We start from the raw sequence: 16,965 nt of genomic DNA, 5'->3' as shown, positions 1-16,965 counted from the left end.
GAACAGAGGCAACCATGAGCGACACCCCCACCAGGATCAGCATCGACAAGTCCACGCCGGGGTATTGGCGCGTGACTTTCAACAACCCGCCGATCAACGCGATCGACGATCGCACCTACGACGAGTTCTATGACCTGGTGGAGGAGATCGACGCGGACGATGCGCTGAAGGTCGTGACCCTCGAGAGCGCCAACCCCGACTTCTTCATCGCTCACTACAGCACGGCCGAGCCTCGCAGCCGGTTCGGCGCGCCACGCTGGATCGAACCGGCCACCAAGCTGGCTCATAGTAACGTCCTCAGCATTGCAGTGATCCGCGGCCGGGCGCGCGGCGGTGGAAGCGAGTGTACCCTGGCCTGCGACATTCGCTTCGCCAGCAAGGAAAAGGCGATCTTTGGCCAACCAGAGGTCGGATGCGGCCTCATCCCAGGCGGCGGGGCGCTTCAACGCCTGCCTATCCTGGTGGGCCGCTCTCGCGCCATGGAGATCATCCTCGGTGCCGACGATTTCGATGCCGAGACCGCCGAACGATACGGCTGGATCAACCGCGCCATCCCCGAAGCCCACCTTGATGAGTTCGTTGCGAATTTCGTGCGGCGCATCCTGTCGTTCGACAAACAGGCGCTGAGCACCTGCAAAGCGACGATCAACCAGCACGGGCTGCCGGATCCCGCTCAGCTGCAGGCGACGCAGGACACCTTCTTCACGACGTTCGGCTGGCCAGGCGCGGCAGAGCGCATCGCTAAGCTGCGCGCGCGAGGCATTGGAACCGCTGGCGACTTTGAGCTGAACCTCGGCCGCGAAGTCGGGAATCTTTAGGCGACATGGCTGACCTTCCCACAGCCACTCGAGACGCCTGACCCAGCGTCGGGGCCGCGAGTCTCGCGCGACTAGCGCGGGCTGACAGCCGGGCCGCGCCTGTAATCTGCTTCACAGGCGGATGCGCCGATCTGCGCTAGATGAATTCAGGCCCCGCGACCGCAGGGCCGGCTTCGGAGCTGGCGATGATGGCTGCACTGGCAAAGGCAATATCCCGCGCGACGGGAACTAATCTTGACGTCGAGACTCTGAAGATCCTGGTGATCTTCTCGGGCGCGGGCCTGCTGGTCTCGCTCGTGGCGGCGATGATCTACGGACAGGCTTTCAACGCGGCTCTGTTCTGAGCGCGTTGCGATCCGTCAAGCCACCGGGTCCTTGGGAGCATCAGAGCGGCTGCGGAGATCCGGCGCCAGCGGCGGTGCTGGCCTCACGGGAGCATCGTCGCGCGCAGCGCCACTGCCATGCGCGACGAGAGCGGGCCCCTTGTCACGATACGCGACGATCCAGATCAGAAAGCCGAGAAGCGCCAGCGCGGCGCCGACGGGGCCGGTGGAGGTCCAGCCGAGCCCCTGGCGAATGGCGAGGCCGCCGAGGAATGGGCCGAGCGCATTGGCGGTGTTGAACGCCGAATGGTTGAGCGCGGCGGCGAGCGCCTGTGCGTCTCCCGCGACGTCCATCAGTCGCGTCTGCAGCACCGCACCGAGCGCGACGCTGGCGCCGATCGCGAAAATGTCGATCGCAAGCAGCCAGGGATTGCCGGCCGCGAGCGGAAACGCCAGCAGCGCGACGGCTGCGAACAGCAGGATGACGCCCGCGGTGGGCATCAGCGCGCGGTCGGCGAAGCGCGGCACGAACAGATTGCCGAGCGTGGCGCCGATACCGAAGATCGCGAGAAAGAACGGAATGACCTCGGTGCTGACCTTGGTGACCTCGATCAAGGTCGTCGCCAGATAGGTGTAGACGGCGAACATGCCGCCAAAGCCGATGGCGCTGATCGCCAGCGTGATCCAGACACGGCCGCTTCTGAGCGCGCCGAGCTCGCGCAGCGGATTCGACCGGCCAGCCCGGTCGCGCGGCGCGAACAGTGCACAGAGCAGCATCGTGAGCAGCGCCAGCACCGACACGAGGCCAAAGCTCGCGCGCCAGCCCACTGCCTGGCCGATCAGGTTGGCCAGGGGCACGCCGATGATGGTGGCGACGGTCAGGCCGAGCATCACCTGGCCGACCGCCCGCGAGCGGCGATGTTGGGGTACGAGCGAGGCCGCAACCAGCGCGGCGACGCCGAAATAGGCGCCGTGGGGCAGGCCTGAGAGAAAGCGGGCCGCGACCATCCAGCCGAAGCCCGGTGCAAGCGCGGTGAGGGCGTTGCCGAGCGCGAACACGGCCATCAGCGCCAGCAATTGCGTGCGCCGGGCGAACCGCGCGCCGAGTACGGCAATCAGCGGCGCACCTAGCACCACGCCGAGCGCGTAGGCGCTGATCGCGTGTCCGGCGGTCGGCTCGTCGATATGAAGGTCAGCCGCGAAAAACGGCAGCAGGCTCATCGATGCGAATTCGGTGGTCCCGATCGCAAAGCCGCCCATCGCGAGCGAGAACAGGACGATGGCGAGATGAGGGGGTGCGGAAGCCGAGTTCGACGTCGTGCTTGGCGAGGTCGCGTGGGGCGAGGTCGTCATGTGTCCTGCAATGGTGGCGTCGAGGGGAACCAGCCCGGCAAACGTCGCCACCCCTGCAGTCTTTATCTATTGTACTTAAACCAGCATCGGTCCGCGTCAACTCCGGAAGCGCCACGTAAGGCAGGGCGCATATCAGCGTCCCGGTTTGCTCAGGGCATCCCCGTTAATGTGTCTCGTGAAACCGGCTCAAGACCCCTTCAGGCGTTCACTGCGCGGCTGAAGACGTCCCTTGCATCATGATCGATCAGAACTGCACTTCGCCCGGAATGTCGTCAGCGCTGAGGCCGACGGTTTCATAGGCCTTCAGCAGCCATTCGCGGGTCTGGCCAAGCGAACGGTTGTAGTCGGCCCAGGCGCTGAGGAAATCCTTGTAGCGGCGATCGGCTTCGGCGCGGATGCCGAGATTGGTCGGCAGCGTCAGGATCGGCCGCGGGATCGCGAGCTCGCCAAGCGTCGGATTCTTCTTCAGCGTGAAGATCGATAGCACCGCCAGCGAGACGTTGCAGTCGGCGCGGCCGGTCGATACCGCGAGGATCGCCTCGTCGCGCGTCTTGAAGCCGAGAATGTTCGCCTTCGGGCAGTAGCGGCGCGCGATGGTCTCGTGCGTCGAGCCGATGTCGACGGCGATCTTGACCTCGGGCTTGTTGAGATCGGCCCAGGTCTGCGGCTTGGCAAACCCCTTCTTGGTGATGACGGTGAAGGAGTGCACCAGGATCGGGGTCGAGAAGTCGATGACGAGCGAACGCTCCGGCGTCGGGTTCACGGCGAAGGCGAGGTCGACCTTGTCGGCCTGCAGGTCGAGGATCTGGTTGCCCCAGGTCGATTCCAGCATCTCGACCTTGGCCCCTAACTTGCCAGCGATGTCGGTCGCCATGTCAATGCAGGCGCCCGACCACTGATTGGTCGCGAGGTCCTTGTGGAAATAGGGATCCTGGCCGGCGATGACCGCGATGCGCAGCACGCCGCTCTTCTTGATGCGGTCGAGCGTGGAGGTCGGTGCCGTGTCCGCCTTGGCCGAAGCGGTCGCGGCCATTGCGGCGCCCGCCAGCGCGACGGTGGTGAGTGCGTCCCTGCGGTTCATGGGCAGTGCTCCTGGGGAATGGGGATCATCAACTCCGGCCCGTCGACTATTTCTGTATTCAGAGCATAATGCAATATGGTATTGCAGCCCTGCCGGCGTTTTGATCGATGAGGCAGACCTGAGTCTAATCCGTTGGCAAAACAAGAGAAAACTTCGTGGTGCCGCGCTGGATGAGGGCCGGTCCGCGGGTGTCGGGATTGAGGGGAGAACGTCAGTGCGTGCTGTTTTCGTTGATGCGAACGAGACCCTGGCGGCGGTGACCGACAAGCTGCTGGCCTCGCAGAAGCTGCCGGTTGCCATCAACCGCAATCCTTCGATCAAGCCCGACGATCTGCCCGGCCTGCTTGGCGATGCCGAGATCATGATCGTCGACCACACCGCGGTGCCGACGCCGATTGCCGCGACGTGCAAGGCGCTGAAGCATGTCGTCTTCCTCGGCACCGGCGCGCGCAGCTACATGAACCCGGAAGAGCTTGGCCAGCACGGCATCTCCGTGCACACCATCAAGGGGTATGGCGATACTGCTGTGGCCGAATGCGCGATCGCGTTGATGTGGGCGTCCGCCAAGAGTTTTGGCGAGATGGATCGCGGCATGCGCGAGGGCAACTGGCTGCGTCGCGACGCGGTGCAGCTCACCGGCAAGACGCTCGGCCTGATCGGCTTCGGCGGCATCGCCGCGGAAGCCGCGCGCATGGCGGCGGGCTGCGGCATGAAGGTGATGGCCTGGAACAGGACGCCGAAGACGCATCCGGGCGTCGCGTTCGTGCCGCTGGAGAAGCTGCTCGCCGAGAGCCATGTCATCTCGCTGCATCTCCTGCTCAACGACGAGACCAAGGGTTTTCTGTCACGCGAGCGCATCGCGCAGATGCGTCCCGGCAGCATTCTGATCAACACCGCGCGCGGCGCCGTGGTCGACGAGGACGCGATGTTAGAGGCGCTGCGCTCAGGCCACATTGCGCATGCCGGCCTCGACGTTTTCACCGTCGAGCCGCTGCCATCGGGTCATGCGCTGACAAAACTGCCGAACGTGACGCTGTCGGCGCACTCGGCGTTCCGCACGCCCGAGGCGAGCGACAATCTCATCGGCGCAGCGCTCGATCATTGCCGCCGCATCATCGCGAGTGGCGGGTAGTGCAAACATCAGGGACGGGCATGATGCCTGCGCAGGGTCCGAGCAGCCTTTCGAACTTGCGCGCTCCGTCCGCGTGTCCTACGCCACCTCGAACAAAACTTGCGTGAGGAGCTGTCATGACCATTCGCAACACCCGCACCGGGGGCCAGATCCTGATCGATCAGCTCGTCGCCCAAGGCGTCGATCGCGTCACCTGCGTGCCGGGCGAGAGCTACCTCGCGGCACTCGACGCGCTGCATGACAGCCCGATCGACGTCGTGATCTGCCGCGCCGAAGGTGGTGCCGCGATGATGGCGGAAGCCTATGGCAAGCTCACCGGCCGGCCCGGTGTCTGCTTCGTCACCCGCGGCCCCGGTGCGACCAACGCCAGCCACGGCGTCCACATCGCGATGCAGGATTCGACGCCGATGATCCTGTTCGTCGGCCAGGTCGACACCGGCATGCGCGAGCGCGAGGCGTTTCAGGAGCTCGATTACAAGGCGGTGTTCGGCTCCATGGCGAAATGGGCGGTCGAGATCGATCGTCCCGACCGCATTCCCGAGCTGGTCGCGCGCGCCTTTCGTGTCGCCATGCAGGGCCGTCCGGGTCCGGTGGTGATCGCGCTGCCGGAGAACATGCTGACCGAGACCGCCGCTGTTGCCGATGCCATGCGCATCGAGCCGGCGGTGAGCTGGCCCGCGCCCGCCGACATCGAGCAGGTCGGTGCGATGCTTGCGAGCGCCAAGGCGCCGCTGGTCATCCTCGGCGGCTCGCGCTGGACCGATGAAGCCACCAAAAGCATCGCGCGCTTTGCCGAACGGTTCGACCTGCCGGTCGCGACCTCGTTCCGCCGGGCGTCGCTGATCGACGCCGATCATTCTCACTATGCCGGCGATCTCGGCATCGGACCGAGCCCGGGCCTGAAGGCGCGCATCGACAACGCCGATGTTGTTCTGCTCATCGGCGGCCGCATGTCGGAGATGCCGTCCTCGTCCTACACGCTGCTCGACATTCCGACGCCGCAGCAGAAGCTGATCCACGTGCATCCGGGCTCCGAGGAGCTCGGCCGCATCTATCAGCCGGAGCTTGCGATCCAGGCGACGCCGGCCGCGTTCGCTGCCGCCGTCGAGACGCTGAAGCCCGCAGGCTCAGTTGCCTGGAAGGGCGAGGCCGCCAAGGCCCATGCCGATTACCTCGCCTGGACCGACAAGGCGCGCGAGCTGCCGGGCACGTTCCAGTACGGTCAGGTCATGACCTGGCTGCGCGACCGCTTGCCGAAGGACGCGATCGTCTGCAACGGCGCCGGCAATTATGCCGGCTGGATCCATCGTCATCACCGCTTCCACAGCTTTGCGTCGCAACTCGCGCCGACCTCGGGCTCGATGGGCTATGGCGTGCCGGCGGCGGTTCTCGCCAAACGGCAGTTTCCGGACCGCGTCGTCGTCGCCTTTGCCGGCGACGGCTGCTTCCTGATGAACGGCCAGGAGTTCGCGACCGCCGTGCAGTACGACGCGCCGTTGATCGTCATCGTCGTCGACAATTCGCAATACGGCACCATCCGCATGCACCAGGAGCGCGACTATCCCGGTCGCATCGTCGGCACCCAGCTCAAGAACCCCGACTTCGCGATGTACGCGAAGGCGTTCGGCGGCCATGGCGAGCGGGTCGAGCGCACCGAGGAGTTCGCGCCGGCGTTCGAGCGGGCGCTTGCCTCGGGCAAGCCGTCGATCCTCCACTGCATCATCGATCCGCGCGCGATGTCGGTCGGCAAGGATTTTACGCCGGCGGTGAAGGCGTAAGCGATGCCGCAAGCCCGCCACGTCACCATCATCGGAGCCGGCGCGGTCGGTGTGATCAGCGCCATTGAGGCGCTGCGCGACGGCCATCGCGTCACGCTGATCGATCCGGGCGAGCCCGGTGGCGAACAGGCGGCGAGCTATGGCAATGCCGGCTGGCTCTCCTCGCATTCGGTGATCCCGCCGGCGGAGCCCGGCGTCTGGAAAAAGGTGCCTGGCTATCTCCTGGATCCGCTCGGCCCGCTCGCGATTCGCTGGTCATATCTGCCGAAGGCGCTGCCGTGGCTGATCAAGTACCTGCTGTCGGGCTGGACCGAGGCGCGCGTCGAGAAGACCGCCTTTGCGCTGCGCGACCTCCTGAAGGACGCACCGCTCCTGCACAGGAAGCTCGCGGAAGAGGCGGGCGTTCCTGAATTGGTCGAGCGCAACGGCGTGATGCACGTGTTCCCGTCGCGCGGTAACTTTGACAACGATCTCGGTTGGCGCCTGCGCAAGAAGGTCGGCGTCAAATGGCTGGAGCTGAACGCCGACGAGATGCGTCAGCGCGAACCGGATCTGCATCCGCGCTACACCTTTGGCGTGGTGGTGGAGGAGGCCGGCCGCTGCCGCGATCCCGGTGCCTACGTTGCAGCCCTCGCCCAGCATGCACTGGCGAGCGGCGCCAAGCTCGTCCGCGCGAAGGCGACGGGCCTCAAGCTCTCCGGCAACAAGCTCGTCGCCGTCCTCACCGAGACCGGCGAGATTCCCTGCGATGCCGCAGTGGTCGCGGCCGGCGCGCATTCAAAACGACTGACGGCATCGGTCGGCGATCCCCTGCCGCTCGAGACCGAGCGCGGCTATCACGTCATGATCGAGAATCCGGAATCGGGTCCGCGCAGCTCGATGATGGCGTCGGACGCAAAAATGGTGGTGAACTGGACCGACAAGGGCCTGCGCGCCGCCGGCACGGTCGAGATCGCCGGCTTAGAGGCCGCGCCGAACTGGAAGCGCGCCGAGATTTTGCGCAACCACCTCCTCGGCATGTTCCCAAAGCTGCCGAACGATATTCCGGCCTCGCGCATCAAGACGTGGTTCGGGCATCGGCCGAGCATGCCGGACGGCATTCCCTGCATCGGCTATTCGCGCGCGTCGCGCGACATCGTCTATGCCTTCGGCCACGGCCATATCGGTCTGGTCGGCTCGGCCCGCACCGGCCGCCTCGTCGCGCAGCTCCTGAGCGGCAAGCAGCCGGAAATTCCGCTCGCGCCGTTCGCGCCCACCCGCTTCCTCTGAGGTCGCATCATGACCACTGCAGCCAGCTCGCCTTCTCGTATTGCCCGTGGCGGCAAGGCCATCTACGGCGCGCCGCTCGGCATCCTGATGCTGGAGGCGCGCTTTCCCCGCATTGCCGGCGACATGGGCAACGGCACGACCTGGCCGTTTCCCGTGCTCTATCGCGTGGTGAGCGGCGCTTCGCCGGAAAAGGTCGTGCTGAACGGCGCGGCCGGCCTGTTGCCTGACTTCATCGATGCGGCCAAGGATCTGGTGCGGCTCGGAGCCGAGGCCATCACCACCAATTGCGGCTTTCTCTCGCTGTTCCAGAAGGAGATCGCGGCCGCCGTCGGCGTTCCCGTCGCGACCTCGGCGCTGATGCAGGTGCCGTGGGTGCAGGCGACCTTGCCCCCCGGCAAGCGCGTCGGTCTCGTCACGGTGTCGGGCTCGACCCTGACGCCGGCCCATCTCGAAGGCGCCGGCGTGCCGCTCGATACGCCACTGGTCGGCACCGAGCACGGCAAGGAGTTTTTCCGCGTCCTGATCAAGGCCGAGAAGGACGATATGGACGTGGCGCAAGCCGAGCGTGATGTGGTCGAGGCCGGCCAGCAGCTGGTCGCCAAAAATCCTGATGTCGGCGCCATCGTGCTCGAATGCACCAACATGCCGCCTTATGCTGCCGCGTTGCAGGCCGAGGTCGGGTTGCCGGTTTATGATATCTATTCCATGATTACGTGGTTTCATGCTGGACTGCGGCCACGTCGGTTTGGTTAAAGGTCGAGAAGCTGCCCATGAACAAGCACCTGGAACTCACTTCCGACAGCATCGTCGACCGCGTCTATGAGCAGCTCAAGGCAATGGCCGTGAGCTATGAGTTCAAGCCGGGCGAACGGCTCAACGAAGGCGAGCTGGCCAAGCGCCTCGGGGTCAGCCGCACGCCGCTGCGCGAAGCGCTCAACCGTCTCAACACCGAGGGCTTCCTGCGCTTCACGCCGGGCAAGGGCTTCTTCTGCCGCGAGCTCGACGCCCACGAGATCTTCGATCTCTACGAGCTGCGCAAGTCGATCGAGGTTGCTTCGGTCCGCCTCGCCATCAAGCGCGCCAGGGATGAGGACATCGACGCGCTGCTGAAATTTCTCGAGGCCACCGGCCCCGATCCCGGGGAGCGCTCCTCGGTGGAGCTCGTCGAGCTCGACGAGACCTTTCACGAGCGGCTGATGGCGATGTCGAACAATACCGAGATGCTGCGCGTGCTCCGCAACGTCAACGCCCGCATCCGCTTCGTGCGCTGGATCGACATGGACAGCATCAACCGCTCCAACACCCAGGCCGAGCACCGCGCGGTCGTCGAAGGGTTGAAGGCGCGCGACGAAGAGGCTTGCGTCTCGGTGCTGGAAAAGCACATCGACCGCCGATTGGATCGCATCACGTCGGCGATCAAGGAAGGCTACGCGCAGATCTACATGCCGGCCGCGGCAAGGTCCGCGGCGAATTAGCTTTCGAGCCGCAGTGACGGTGACCTCCCTTCTCCCCTTGTGGGAGAAGTTGGACACGAAGCGCCAGCTATACAATCCGTCGATACCTGCTCATGCCAGACGGTCAGAGCTTTCGCGCCCGAATATCGCTAGCATGCCGCTCGAAATCTAGGGAGACACGCGGTGCACAGCCCTCAACCGAATCCCGACTCGCACAGCAGCGACGACTGGCCGTCCGAGCTCTATCGCGTCCTGAAAGCCGCCGACGTCAGGCAGATGTCCTACGTCCCCGATGCCGGCCACAGCCAGCTGATCCGCCTGTTCTCGGCCGACACGGACGTCACCACCAACGTGCTGACCACGGAAGAGGAGGGCATCGCCATTGCCGCGGGCGCCTGGCTTGGCGGCCAGCGCAGCGTGCTGCTGATGCAGTCGAGCGGCGTCGGCAATTGCATCAACATGCTGTCGCTGTCCGCGATCGGCCGCTTTCCGCTGCTGATGCTGGTGACGATGCGCGGCGAATGGGCCGAGTTCAATCCGTGGCAGGTGCCGATGAGCCGGGCGACGCAGCCCTCGCTGGAGGCGATTGGGCTGAGGGTGATGCGCGCGGAAACGGCAGAGGATCTCGTCGAGACGGTCGAGTCGGCCGCTTCGCTGGCCTACGAGGCCGACCAGCAGATCGCGGTTCTGATCGGGCAGCGCCTGATCGGCAAGAAGAAGTGGTGATGTCGATGTCCGTTCGCTCTCAGCTCGATCGCCGTGCCGCCGTCGCGGCTCTTCTCAACAGCCGCAAGGACACGCTGGTTGTGTCCGGCCTTGGCTCGCCCACCTATGACCTGCATTCCGTCGGCGACCACGACGGCAATTTCTATCTCTGGGGCGCCATGGGCGGCGCCGCGCTCATCGCGCTTGGATTGGCGCTGGCGCAGCCGGGCAAGCGGGTTCTCGCCTTGACCGGCGACGGCGAACAGCTGATGGGCCTCGGCGGCATCGCCACCATCGGGGTCGCGCGCCCGCACAATCTCGACATCGTCGTGATCGACAACCAGCATTTCGGCGAGACCGGAATGCAGGCGAGCCACACCGGGCGCGGCGTCGATCTCACCGCGATCGCCACGGCCTGCGGCTTTACAGCGACCGGAACCGTGCGGACGATCGAAGAGGTGCAACGCCTCGCGGCCCAAATCACCGAGCCGGCCGAGGGCCCGCGGCTTTTCGTCATCAAAGTTTTGGCCGAAAATCCGCCGCGCTCGCTGCCCTCGCGCGATGCCGTCTTTATCAAGAACCGGTTCCGTGCTCATCTCGGTTTCGCGGCGGCTTGAACGGGAGTCCTCTCCGGGATAGCTCGCTGTGTAAGCAGCTATTCTGGAGTGAGACCCATGAAACTATCCGGCAAGGTCGCCGCCATCACCGGCGCGGCACGTGGCATCGGCAAGGCCTGCGCAAAGCGGTTCCTCGATGACGGCGTCAAGGTCGTCATCTCGGATGTCGATGCCGACGGTCTGGCTGCAACGGCCGCCGAACTCGGGCGGCCGGACGCCTTGCGCAGTGTGGTCGGCAACGTCGCCAGGCGCGCCGACGTCGATCAGCTCGTCGCGACCGCCGTGAAAGATTTCGGCCGGCTCGACATCATGGTCAACAATGCCGGCGTCGCCCGCAGCCGGGACATCCTGGAGATCACCGAAGAAGAATTCGACGAAATCATCGGCATCAATTTGAAGGGCGCGTTCTTCGGCGTGCAGGCCGCGGCGAAGCAGATGATCGCGCAAGGCGGCGGCGGGGTCATCATCAACATGTCCTCGGTGAACGCGCTGCTGGCGATTCCGGCGCTTGCGACCTACGCGATGTCCAAGGGCGGCATGAAGCAGCTGACCTCGGTCGCCGCCGTCGCGCTCGCCCCGCATAACATTCGCGTCGTCGCGGTCGGTCCCGGTACGATCCTGACCGACATGGTGGCGTCCTCCATCTACACATCAGAGGATGCGCGCAAGACCGTGATGTCACGCACGCCGGCCGGCCGCGGCGGCGAGCCGAGCGAGGTCGCCTCGGTCGTTGCGTTCCTCGCCAGCGACGATGCGTCCTACATCACGGGGCAGACGATCTATCCGGATGGCGGGCGACTGGTCCTGAACTACACGGTGCCGGTGAAAGAGAAGTGATCCGCTGAGGCAGTCTGGATTGCCTCGCTGCGCTCGCAATGACGATGCCGTGGCACGTGCGCTCCTCATACTCGGTGTCATCGTCCGGCTTGACCGGGCGATCCAGTATTCCGTGACGCCTGTGGTCAAACCGAAACGCCGCGGCGTACTGGATGCCCCGCTTTCGCGGAGCATGACAGCGGTGGTCGTGTGCAGCAGCGTGGACAACGCGAGGCCTTACTCCGCCGCGATCGTCATGCCGTAGCCGAGCCGCTTCGAGATGTGGCCGGCGCAGTCGCGCAGGGCATGGGCGATCGGGCTGTCCCAGCGGGCATCGAAGGTGCCTTCCGGCCCCATTGCGGTGATCACCAGCGCGACATGGCCGGCATGGTCGAACACAGGCGCGGAGAACGCGTTCACGCCGGGGAGGGGATCGCCGAGGGCGCGGGCAAGCCCGTGCTTGCGGACTTCAGTCAGCATCTCGGCGAGCTTGGCGCCTTTCACGGGCCGCTTCGGATTGTAGCCGACGCCCTGGCGATCGAGCCCGCTTTCGAGCGCAGCGTTGATCGTCTTCTCCGGGAGGTAGGCCGCGAAGGCCCGGCCCGTGGCGGTTTCCAGCAGCGCCATCACCGAGCCAGCGCGCATCACGATGTGCACGGGCTGGCCGGGCTCCTCCAGCTGAACCACGGTCGGGCCGTGTGTGCCCCAGACCGCGAGCGAGACCGCGTGCCCGATCTGGCTCGCGAGCGCCGCGATTCTCGGCTGGGCGATGCGCACACCGGACAGACGTCGCAGGCTGATCAGGCCGAGCTCGAGCGCGAGCGCGCCGATCTCGTAGCGGCCGGTGGTTTCATCCTGCTCGATCAAGCCAATGCGCGAAAAGCTGGCCAGATAAGGATGCGCCTTGGCCGGCGTCATGCCGGCCTCGCGCGCGAGATCGCGCAGCATCATCGGCTCGCCGCATCTCGCGAGCGCACGGAGCAATTCTCCGCCGACCTCGATCGACTGGATGCCGCGGCTTTCTCTCTTCATGCGCCTCCGATGCGCTTTGGTTACGCCGCGTCGCGCTTGGCGGCGCTGTCGGCGAGATGACGGCCGGCAATGTAGCCGAAGGTCAGCGCCGGCCCAAGCGTGATGCCGGCGCCGGGATAATTGCCGCCCATGATGCTCGCCATGTCGTTGCCGGCGGCATAGAGCCCGGGAATCACCCGACCCTCGGCGTCGAGCGCGCGCGCGTTCTCGTCGGTGACGATGCCGGCATAGGTGCCGAGATCGCCGATCACCATCTTGATGGCGTAGAACGGGCCGTTCGCGATCGGCGCGATGCAGGGATTGGGGCCGTGCATGGCGTCGCCCTGGTAGCGGTTATAGGCTTTTGAGCCCTTGCCGAAGGCGGCATCGTGGCCTTGCGGCGCGGTCGCATTGAACTGCCTGACCGTCTCGGTGAACGCCTTGGCGTCGATGCCCGCCTTCGCCGCGAGCGCTTCGAGTGTATCGCCGCGCATGAGATAGCCGATGTTGAGGTGATGGCCGAGCGGCATCGGGAAGGGTGGCACACAGCCGAGGCCGTACTTCCGCAGCGTCTTATGATCGCAGACGAGGAACGCCGCGATCTCCTCGCCGGGTTTTGCTGCCTTCGCCATGGCCTGGACGAAGTCGTGGTAGGAATTGCCTTCATTGGCAAACCGCTTGCCGTCGCGCATCACCGCGATCACGCCGGGCTTGGCGCGGTCGATGAAGTGCGGCATCACACCCTTCGAGCCGTCCTTGCGCGTGGTGAGCGAGACCGGCACCCAGGCCGCCGCGTTCGGCAGCCGGTCCTCGACATGTCCGCCGGCGCTTTCGGCGAGACGCAGGCCGTCGCCGGTATTGCCGGTGGGGCCGGGCGAATAATGCTCATGGCCGGTCGGCGCATGCGGAAACATCTTCTTGCGCCGTTCGACGTCGTGCGGGAAGCCGCCGCAGGCGAGCACGACGCCTTGTCGCGCGCGAACGCGCATCTCGCGTCCCTCGCGCGAAACGATCGCACCGGTGACGGTGCCGTTCTCGACCGTCAGCTCACGCACCGGCGAGGACAGCCACATCGGAATTTTGAGGTCCTGCGCGGATCTTGCCAGGCGGCCGGCGAGGGCATTGCCGTTGGTCAGCGTCATGCCGCGGCCGTAGCGCAGCATGTCCATCAAATGCCGCGACAGGCGTTTTGCGACATAGACCGCCGAAGTCAGCGACTTCGTCGCGCGCATGAAATGGATGATCTCCTTGCCGCTTCCGAGCATCATGCCGAACACCGTGAGCTCGGGCAGCGGCATGCCGAGCGTCTTGATCTGCTCGCCGAGCTCGCGGCCGTCGAACGGGCGCGTCACCATGGAGCGGCCGCCCTGCGTGCCGCCGGGTGCTTCGGCATGGTAGTCCGGAAACACCAGCGGCATGTCGAAGCGCAGCGCGGTCCTGGTGGTGAAGAAGTCGACGGCTTCAGGGCCCGCGCTCAGAAATGCATCAACACGCGCGGCGTCAAAATTGTTGCCGGCCTCGTGCCGCAGATAGGTGCGGGCCTGCTCCGGCGTCTCTTCTATGCCGTAGGCCTTCGCCAGCGAGGTGCCGGGGATCCATAGCCAGCCGCCGGAACGGGCGGTGGTGCCGCCGAAGCGCGGCTCCTTTTCGACGATCAGCACGTCGAGGCCGCGGTAGCGCGCGGTGATCGCCGCCGACATGCCGGAGCAGCCCGATCCGGCCACGAGCACATCGCACTCGTAAATCTCAATGGCGTTGCGCTCGTTGCCGGTCATGTCTCACCTCACTTCTTCAGCAGCGGACATTTGGATTCGGAGACCGGGCGATAGGCGTCCTCGCCCTTCACGGTCTTGACGATCTCCAGATAATCCCAGGGCTCCCTGGACTGCTCGGGCGTCTTCACCCTGGCCAGATACATGTCGCGGATGACGCGGCCGTCCTCGCGCAACTTGCCGCCATGGACGAAGGTGTCCTCGATCGGCAGCTCGCGCATCTTGGCCATCACCTTGGCCGGATCGTCGCTGCCGGCGGCCTTGATGCCTTTCAGGTAGTGCAGCACCGAGCCGTAGACACCGGTGTGGATCATGGTCGGCATCACATTGGTGCGCGCGAAGAATTTTTTCGACCAGGCGCGGGTCTGCTCGTCCATGTTCCAGTAGGAGGCCGTCGTCATGTAGGTGCCCTGCGCGGACTTCAGCCCGATCGCGTGCACGTCGGTGTCGAACATCAACAGGCCGACCAGCTTCTGGCCGCCCTGGACCAGGCCGAACTCGCCGGACTGCTTGATGGCGTTATCGGTGTCCTGGCCGGCATTGGCGAAGGCGACGACGTCGGCTTTCGAGCTCTGCGCCTGCAGCGCGAAGGAGGAGAAGTCTGCCGTGTTGGTCGGATGCTTGACGCCGCCCAGCACCTTGCCGCCCATCTCGTTGATGAAGCGGGTGGCGTCCTTCTCGAGCTGCTGGCCGAACGCATAGTCCGCGGTGATGAAGTACCAGGATTTGCCGCCTTCCTTGATCACGGCGGAGGCCGTCACCTTCGACAGCGCGTAGGTGTCGTAGGTGAAGTGCACCGTGTTCGGGCTGCACAGCTCGTCGGTGAGCGAGCTCGCGCCGGGACCGGAGAGCAGGGCGATCTTGTTGCGCTCGCGCACCATGTTGTGCACGGCGATCGCGATGCCGGAATTCGGAATGTCGACGACGGCATCGACCTTGCCGTTGTCGAACCAGCCGCGCACGATATTGACGCCGACGTCGGTCTTCATCTGGTGGTCGGCGCTGATGATCTCGATCGGCTTGCCGAGCACGGTCGGCCCGAACTCCTCCACCGCCATCTTGGCCGCCTCGACCGAGCCCGGGCCGCTGTTGTCGCGGCCCCAGCTCGACAGATCCGTCAGCACGCCGATCCGCACCACATCGTCGGAGACTTGCGCGGTGGCCGCCGAAGTCATCGCAGCCGAAGTCATGGCCGCGAGCATGGCGCAGGCCAAAAGCCCTCTCATCGTCGTTCCCTCTCTTTTATGGGCCGCTTGGCGCGGCCAGGGCGATAAATTAGATATTGGCGAACGAATTTGTCAATGGCGAACTTGGCCCGTCGATGGGTTCCACGTCGCCGGGGAGAGATTGCGGAGACGTCTGCGCAACTGCCTCAACAGCCGTCATTGCGAGCGCAGCGAAGCAATCCAGAATCTTTCCGCGGAGACAGTCTGGATTGCTTCGTCGCATCAGCGCAAAATTGCTGCGCAATTTTGTCGCGAGCTCCTCGCAATGACGGCCGTTGAAGCAGTGACGTGCAAAACCTGGCGCTGCGACATCGGTCAAAGGCAACGCTTCTCCAAGTTGCAAGCCTCACCGCGATTGGCCATGATGCATCCGGAATCTTTTGGGGCGGATGGCAATGACGGCAGCAACTGGGATCTCCGGCGCGGCGGAGAGGTCGACGACGGCGCATGTGGTGTGGGCAAGCGCGCTTGGCACTGCAATCGAGTGGTACGACTTCCTGATCTACGGCACCGCCGCAGCCCTCGTGCTCAACAAGCTGTTCTTCCCAAGCTTCGATCCCTTTGTCGGCACGCTCGCGGCGTTCTCGACCTACGCGGTCGGCTTCGTGGCGCGGCCGATCGGCGGCGCCATCATCGGGCACTATGGCGACCGGCTCGGACGCAAGACAATGCTGGTCGCGACCATGATCGCGATGGGGCTCGGCACGTTCCTGATCGGCTGCCTGCCGACCTACAGCCAGATCGGCGTCTGGGCGCCGATCTTCCTGGTGATCCTCCGCTTCATCCAGGGCATCGGTCTCGGCGGCGAGTGGAGCGGCGCGGTCGTCATGGTGGCCGAGCATGCCGGCAACCGGCGCGGCTTCTATGGCAGCCTGGTGCAGATCGGTTTTCCCGTTGGCGTTGCCGCGTCCACCGGCATCTTCGGGCTGATGACGCAACTGCCCGAGGCGGACTTCTTGAGCTGGGGCTGGCGCGTGCCGTTCCTGATCAGCATTTTGCTGGTCGGGGTCGGCTTCATCGTGCGGCTCAAGCTCGCGGAGACGCCGCACTTCAAGGAGGTGGTCGAGCGCAAGGAGGTGCTGGCGCAGCCGGTGTGGGACGTGCTTCGCCGCGACTGGCGCAGCTTTCTGCTGGCGGTCGGCATCACAGTGTCGGAGGTCGGGCTCGCTTATCTGCTCACTGTCTTCACCGTGGTCTATGCCACGACCAAGCTCGGCCTGCCGCGTCAGGTGATCCTGAATGCGGTGGTCTATGCCGCGATCGTTGAATTCGCGACGCTGCCGCTCGCCGGCTGGCTGTCCGATATCTTCGGCCGCAAGGCATTGTATCTGGCCGGCGGCGTGTTCTCGGTGGCGCTGGCGTTTCCGCTGTTCTGGTTCCTCGACACCAAAGAGCCGGTGCTGATCACGCTCGCGCTCGTGGTCACGATGACGCTGACGCATGCGCTGCTGTTTGGACCCAAGGCGGCATTCATGCCGGAGCTGTTTCGCACCCAGGTGCGCTACAGCGGTGCTTCGCTGGGTGCCAACGTGGCGGGGGGGGGGGGGGGGGGGGGGGGTGGGCAGAGACGGCGGGGCCCGCCCCGACCGACGACGGGGACGCGCACGCGA

16 protein-coding genes are annotated in these 16,965 nt (G+C 65.4%); 11 read left to right on the top strand and 5 right to left on the bottom strand.

The features are described from left to right. The first annotated feature begins 14 nt into the window (after nt 1–14). Nucleotides 15–818 (top strand): enoyl-CoA hydratase/isomerase family protein, encoded by an 804-nt coding sequence (locus tag ABID59_RS27070; RefSeq protein WP_354085420.1) that lies wholly within the window; start codon nt 15–17, stop codon nt 816–818. Nucleotides 819–1,003: 185 nt separating this feature from the next. Further along, nucleotides 1,004–1,162: a hypothetical protein gene (locus ABID59_RS27065; protein WP_187434648.1), complete on the top strand. Its 159-nt coding sequence runs from the start codon at nt 1,004–1,006 to the stop codon at nt 1,160–1,162. A gap of 15 nt (nt 1,163–1,177) precedes the next feature. On the opposite strand, the gene ABID59_RS27060 is transcribed toward ABID59_RS27065, so the two are convergent. Both ABID59_RS27060 and ABID59_RS27055 read right to left on the bottom strand, forming a co-directional pair. Then, on the bottom strand, nt 1,178–2,494 hold the full coding sequence (locus ABID59_RS27060) for an MFS transporter (RefSeq protein WP_187434667.1): 1,317 nt from the start codon (nt 2,492–2,494) through the stop codon (nt 1,178–1,180). 244 nt (nt 2,495–2,738) lie between these two features. Next, on the bottom strand, nt 2,739–3,575 hold the full coding sequence (locus tag ABID59_RS27055) for a transporter substrate-binding domain-containing protein (RefSeq protein ID WP_148749493.1): 837 nt from the start codon (nt 3,573–3,575) through the stop codon (nt 2,739–2,741). 214 nt (nt 3,576–3,789) lie between these two features. Between ABID59_RS27055 and ABID59_RS27050 the strand changes: the two genes are divergently transcribed. From ABID59_RS27050 to ABID59_RS27015, 8 genes are all read left to right on the top strand, one after another. Beyond that, nucleotides 3,790–4,707: an NAD(P)-dependent oxidoreductase gene (locus ABID59_RS27050; RefSeq protein WP_354085419.1), complete on the top strand. Its 918-nt coding sequence runs from the start codon at nt 3,790–3,792 to the stop codon at nt 4,705–4,707. A 116-nt stretch (nt 4,708–4,823) separates the two neighbouring features. Next, complete coding sequence (locus ABID59_RS27045; protein ID WP_354033071.1) at nt 4,824–6,485, top strand: thiamine pyrophosphate-binding protein; 1,662 nt, start codon at nt 4,824–4,826, stop codon at nt 6,483–6,485. A 3-nt stretch (nt 6,486–6,488) separates the two neighbouring features. Continuing rightward, entirely contained in the window at nt 6,489–7,754 is a 1,266-nt protein-coding gene (locus ABID59_RS27040) for an NAD(P)/FAD-dependent oxidoreductase (protein WP_354085418.1), read from the top strand. 9 nt (nt 7,755–7,763) lie between these two features. Beyond that, nucleotides 7,764–8,507 carry an aspartate/glutamate racemase family protein gene (locus ABID59_RS27035; protein ID WP_354085417.1) on the top strand — a complete coding sequence of 248 codons (744 nt, stop codon included), beginning with the start codon at nt 7,764–7,766 and terminating at the stop codon, nt 8,505–8,507. A gap of 17 nt (nt 8,508–8,524) precedes the next feature. Then, complete coding sequence (locus ABID59_RS27030) at nt 8,525–9,229, top strand: GntR family transcriptional regulator (RefSeq protein WP_354085416.1); 705 nt, start codon at nt 8,525–8,527, stop codon at nt 9,227–9,229. Nucleotides 9,230–9,391: 162 nt separating this feature from the next. Next, nucleotides 9,392–9,934, top strand: coding sequence for a thiamine pyrophosphate-binding protein (locus tag ABID59_RS27025; RefSeq protein ID WP_354085415.1), 543 nt, complete (start codon nt 9,392–9,394; stop codon nt 9,932–9,934). A 5-nt stretch (nt 9,935–9,939) separates the two neighbouring features. After that, the gene (locus tag ABID59_RS27020) at nt 9,940–10,530 is read left to right on the top strand and encodes a thiamine pyrophosphate-dependent enzyme (RefSeq protein ID WP_354085414.1); all 591 of its coding nucleotides are present in this window, start codon (nt 9,940–9,942) and stop codon (nt 10,528–10,530) included. Between the two features lie 57 nt (nt 10,531–10,587). Next, nucleotides 10,588–11,367: an SDR family NAD(P)-dependent oxidoreductase gene (locus ABID59_RS27015; RefSeq protein ID WP_354085413.1), complete on the top strand. Its 780-nt coding sequence runs from the start codon at nt 10,588–10,590 to the stop codon at nt 11,365–11,367. A gap of 216 nt (nt 11,368–11,583) precedes the next feature. Here ABID59_RS27015 and ABID59_RS27010 read toward each other — a convergent pair whose 3' ends face one another. From ABID59_RS27010 to ABID59_RS27000, 3 genes are read right to left on the bottom strand one after another with little or no spacing between them, the layout of a single operon-like run. Beyond that, nucleotides 11,584–12,378, bottom strand: a complete 795-nt coding sequence (locus tag ABID59_RS27010) for an IclR family transcriptional regulator (protein ID WP_354085412.1) — start codon at nt 12,376–12,378, stop codon at nt 11,584–11,586. 20 nt (nt 12,379–12,398) lie between these two features. Next, on the bottom strand, nt 12,399–14,132 hold the full coding sequence (locus ABID59_RS27005) for an FAD-dependent oxidoreductase (protein ID WP_354085411.1): 1,734 nt from the start codon (nt 14,130–14,132) through the stop codon (nt 12,399–12,401). Between the two features lie 8 nt (nt 14,133–14,140). Further along, a complete protein-coding gene (locus tag ABID59_RS27000) occupies nt 14,141–15,355 on the bottom strand; it encodes an ABC transporter substrate-binding protein (protein WP_354033063.1) in 1,215 nt (404 codons plus the stop codon). Nucleotides 15,356–15,750: 395 nt separating this feature from the next. On the opposite strand from ABID59_RS27000, the gene ABID59_RS26995 reads away from it, so the two are divergent. Next, the coding region (locus ABID59_RS26995) for an MFS transporter (RefSeq protein WP_354085410.1) at nt 15,751–16,965 on the top strand (1,215 nt) is incomplete at its 3' end.

Source organism: Bradyrhizobium sp. S3.3.6 (assembly GCF_040546905.1).
Lineage (GTDB): Bacteria > Pseudomonadota > Alphaproteobacteria > Rhizobiales > Xanthobacteraceae > Bradyrhizobium > Bradyrhizobium cytisi.
This window is presented reverse-complemented; position numbering and strand designations above follow the sequence as displayed.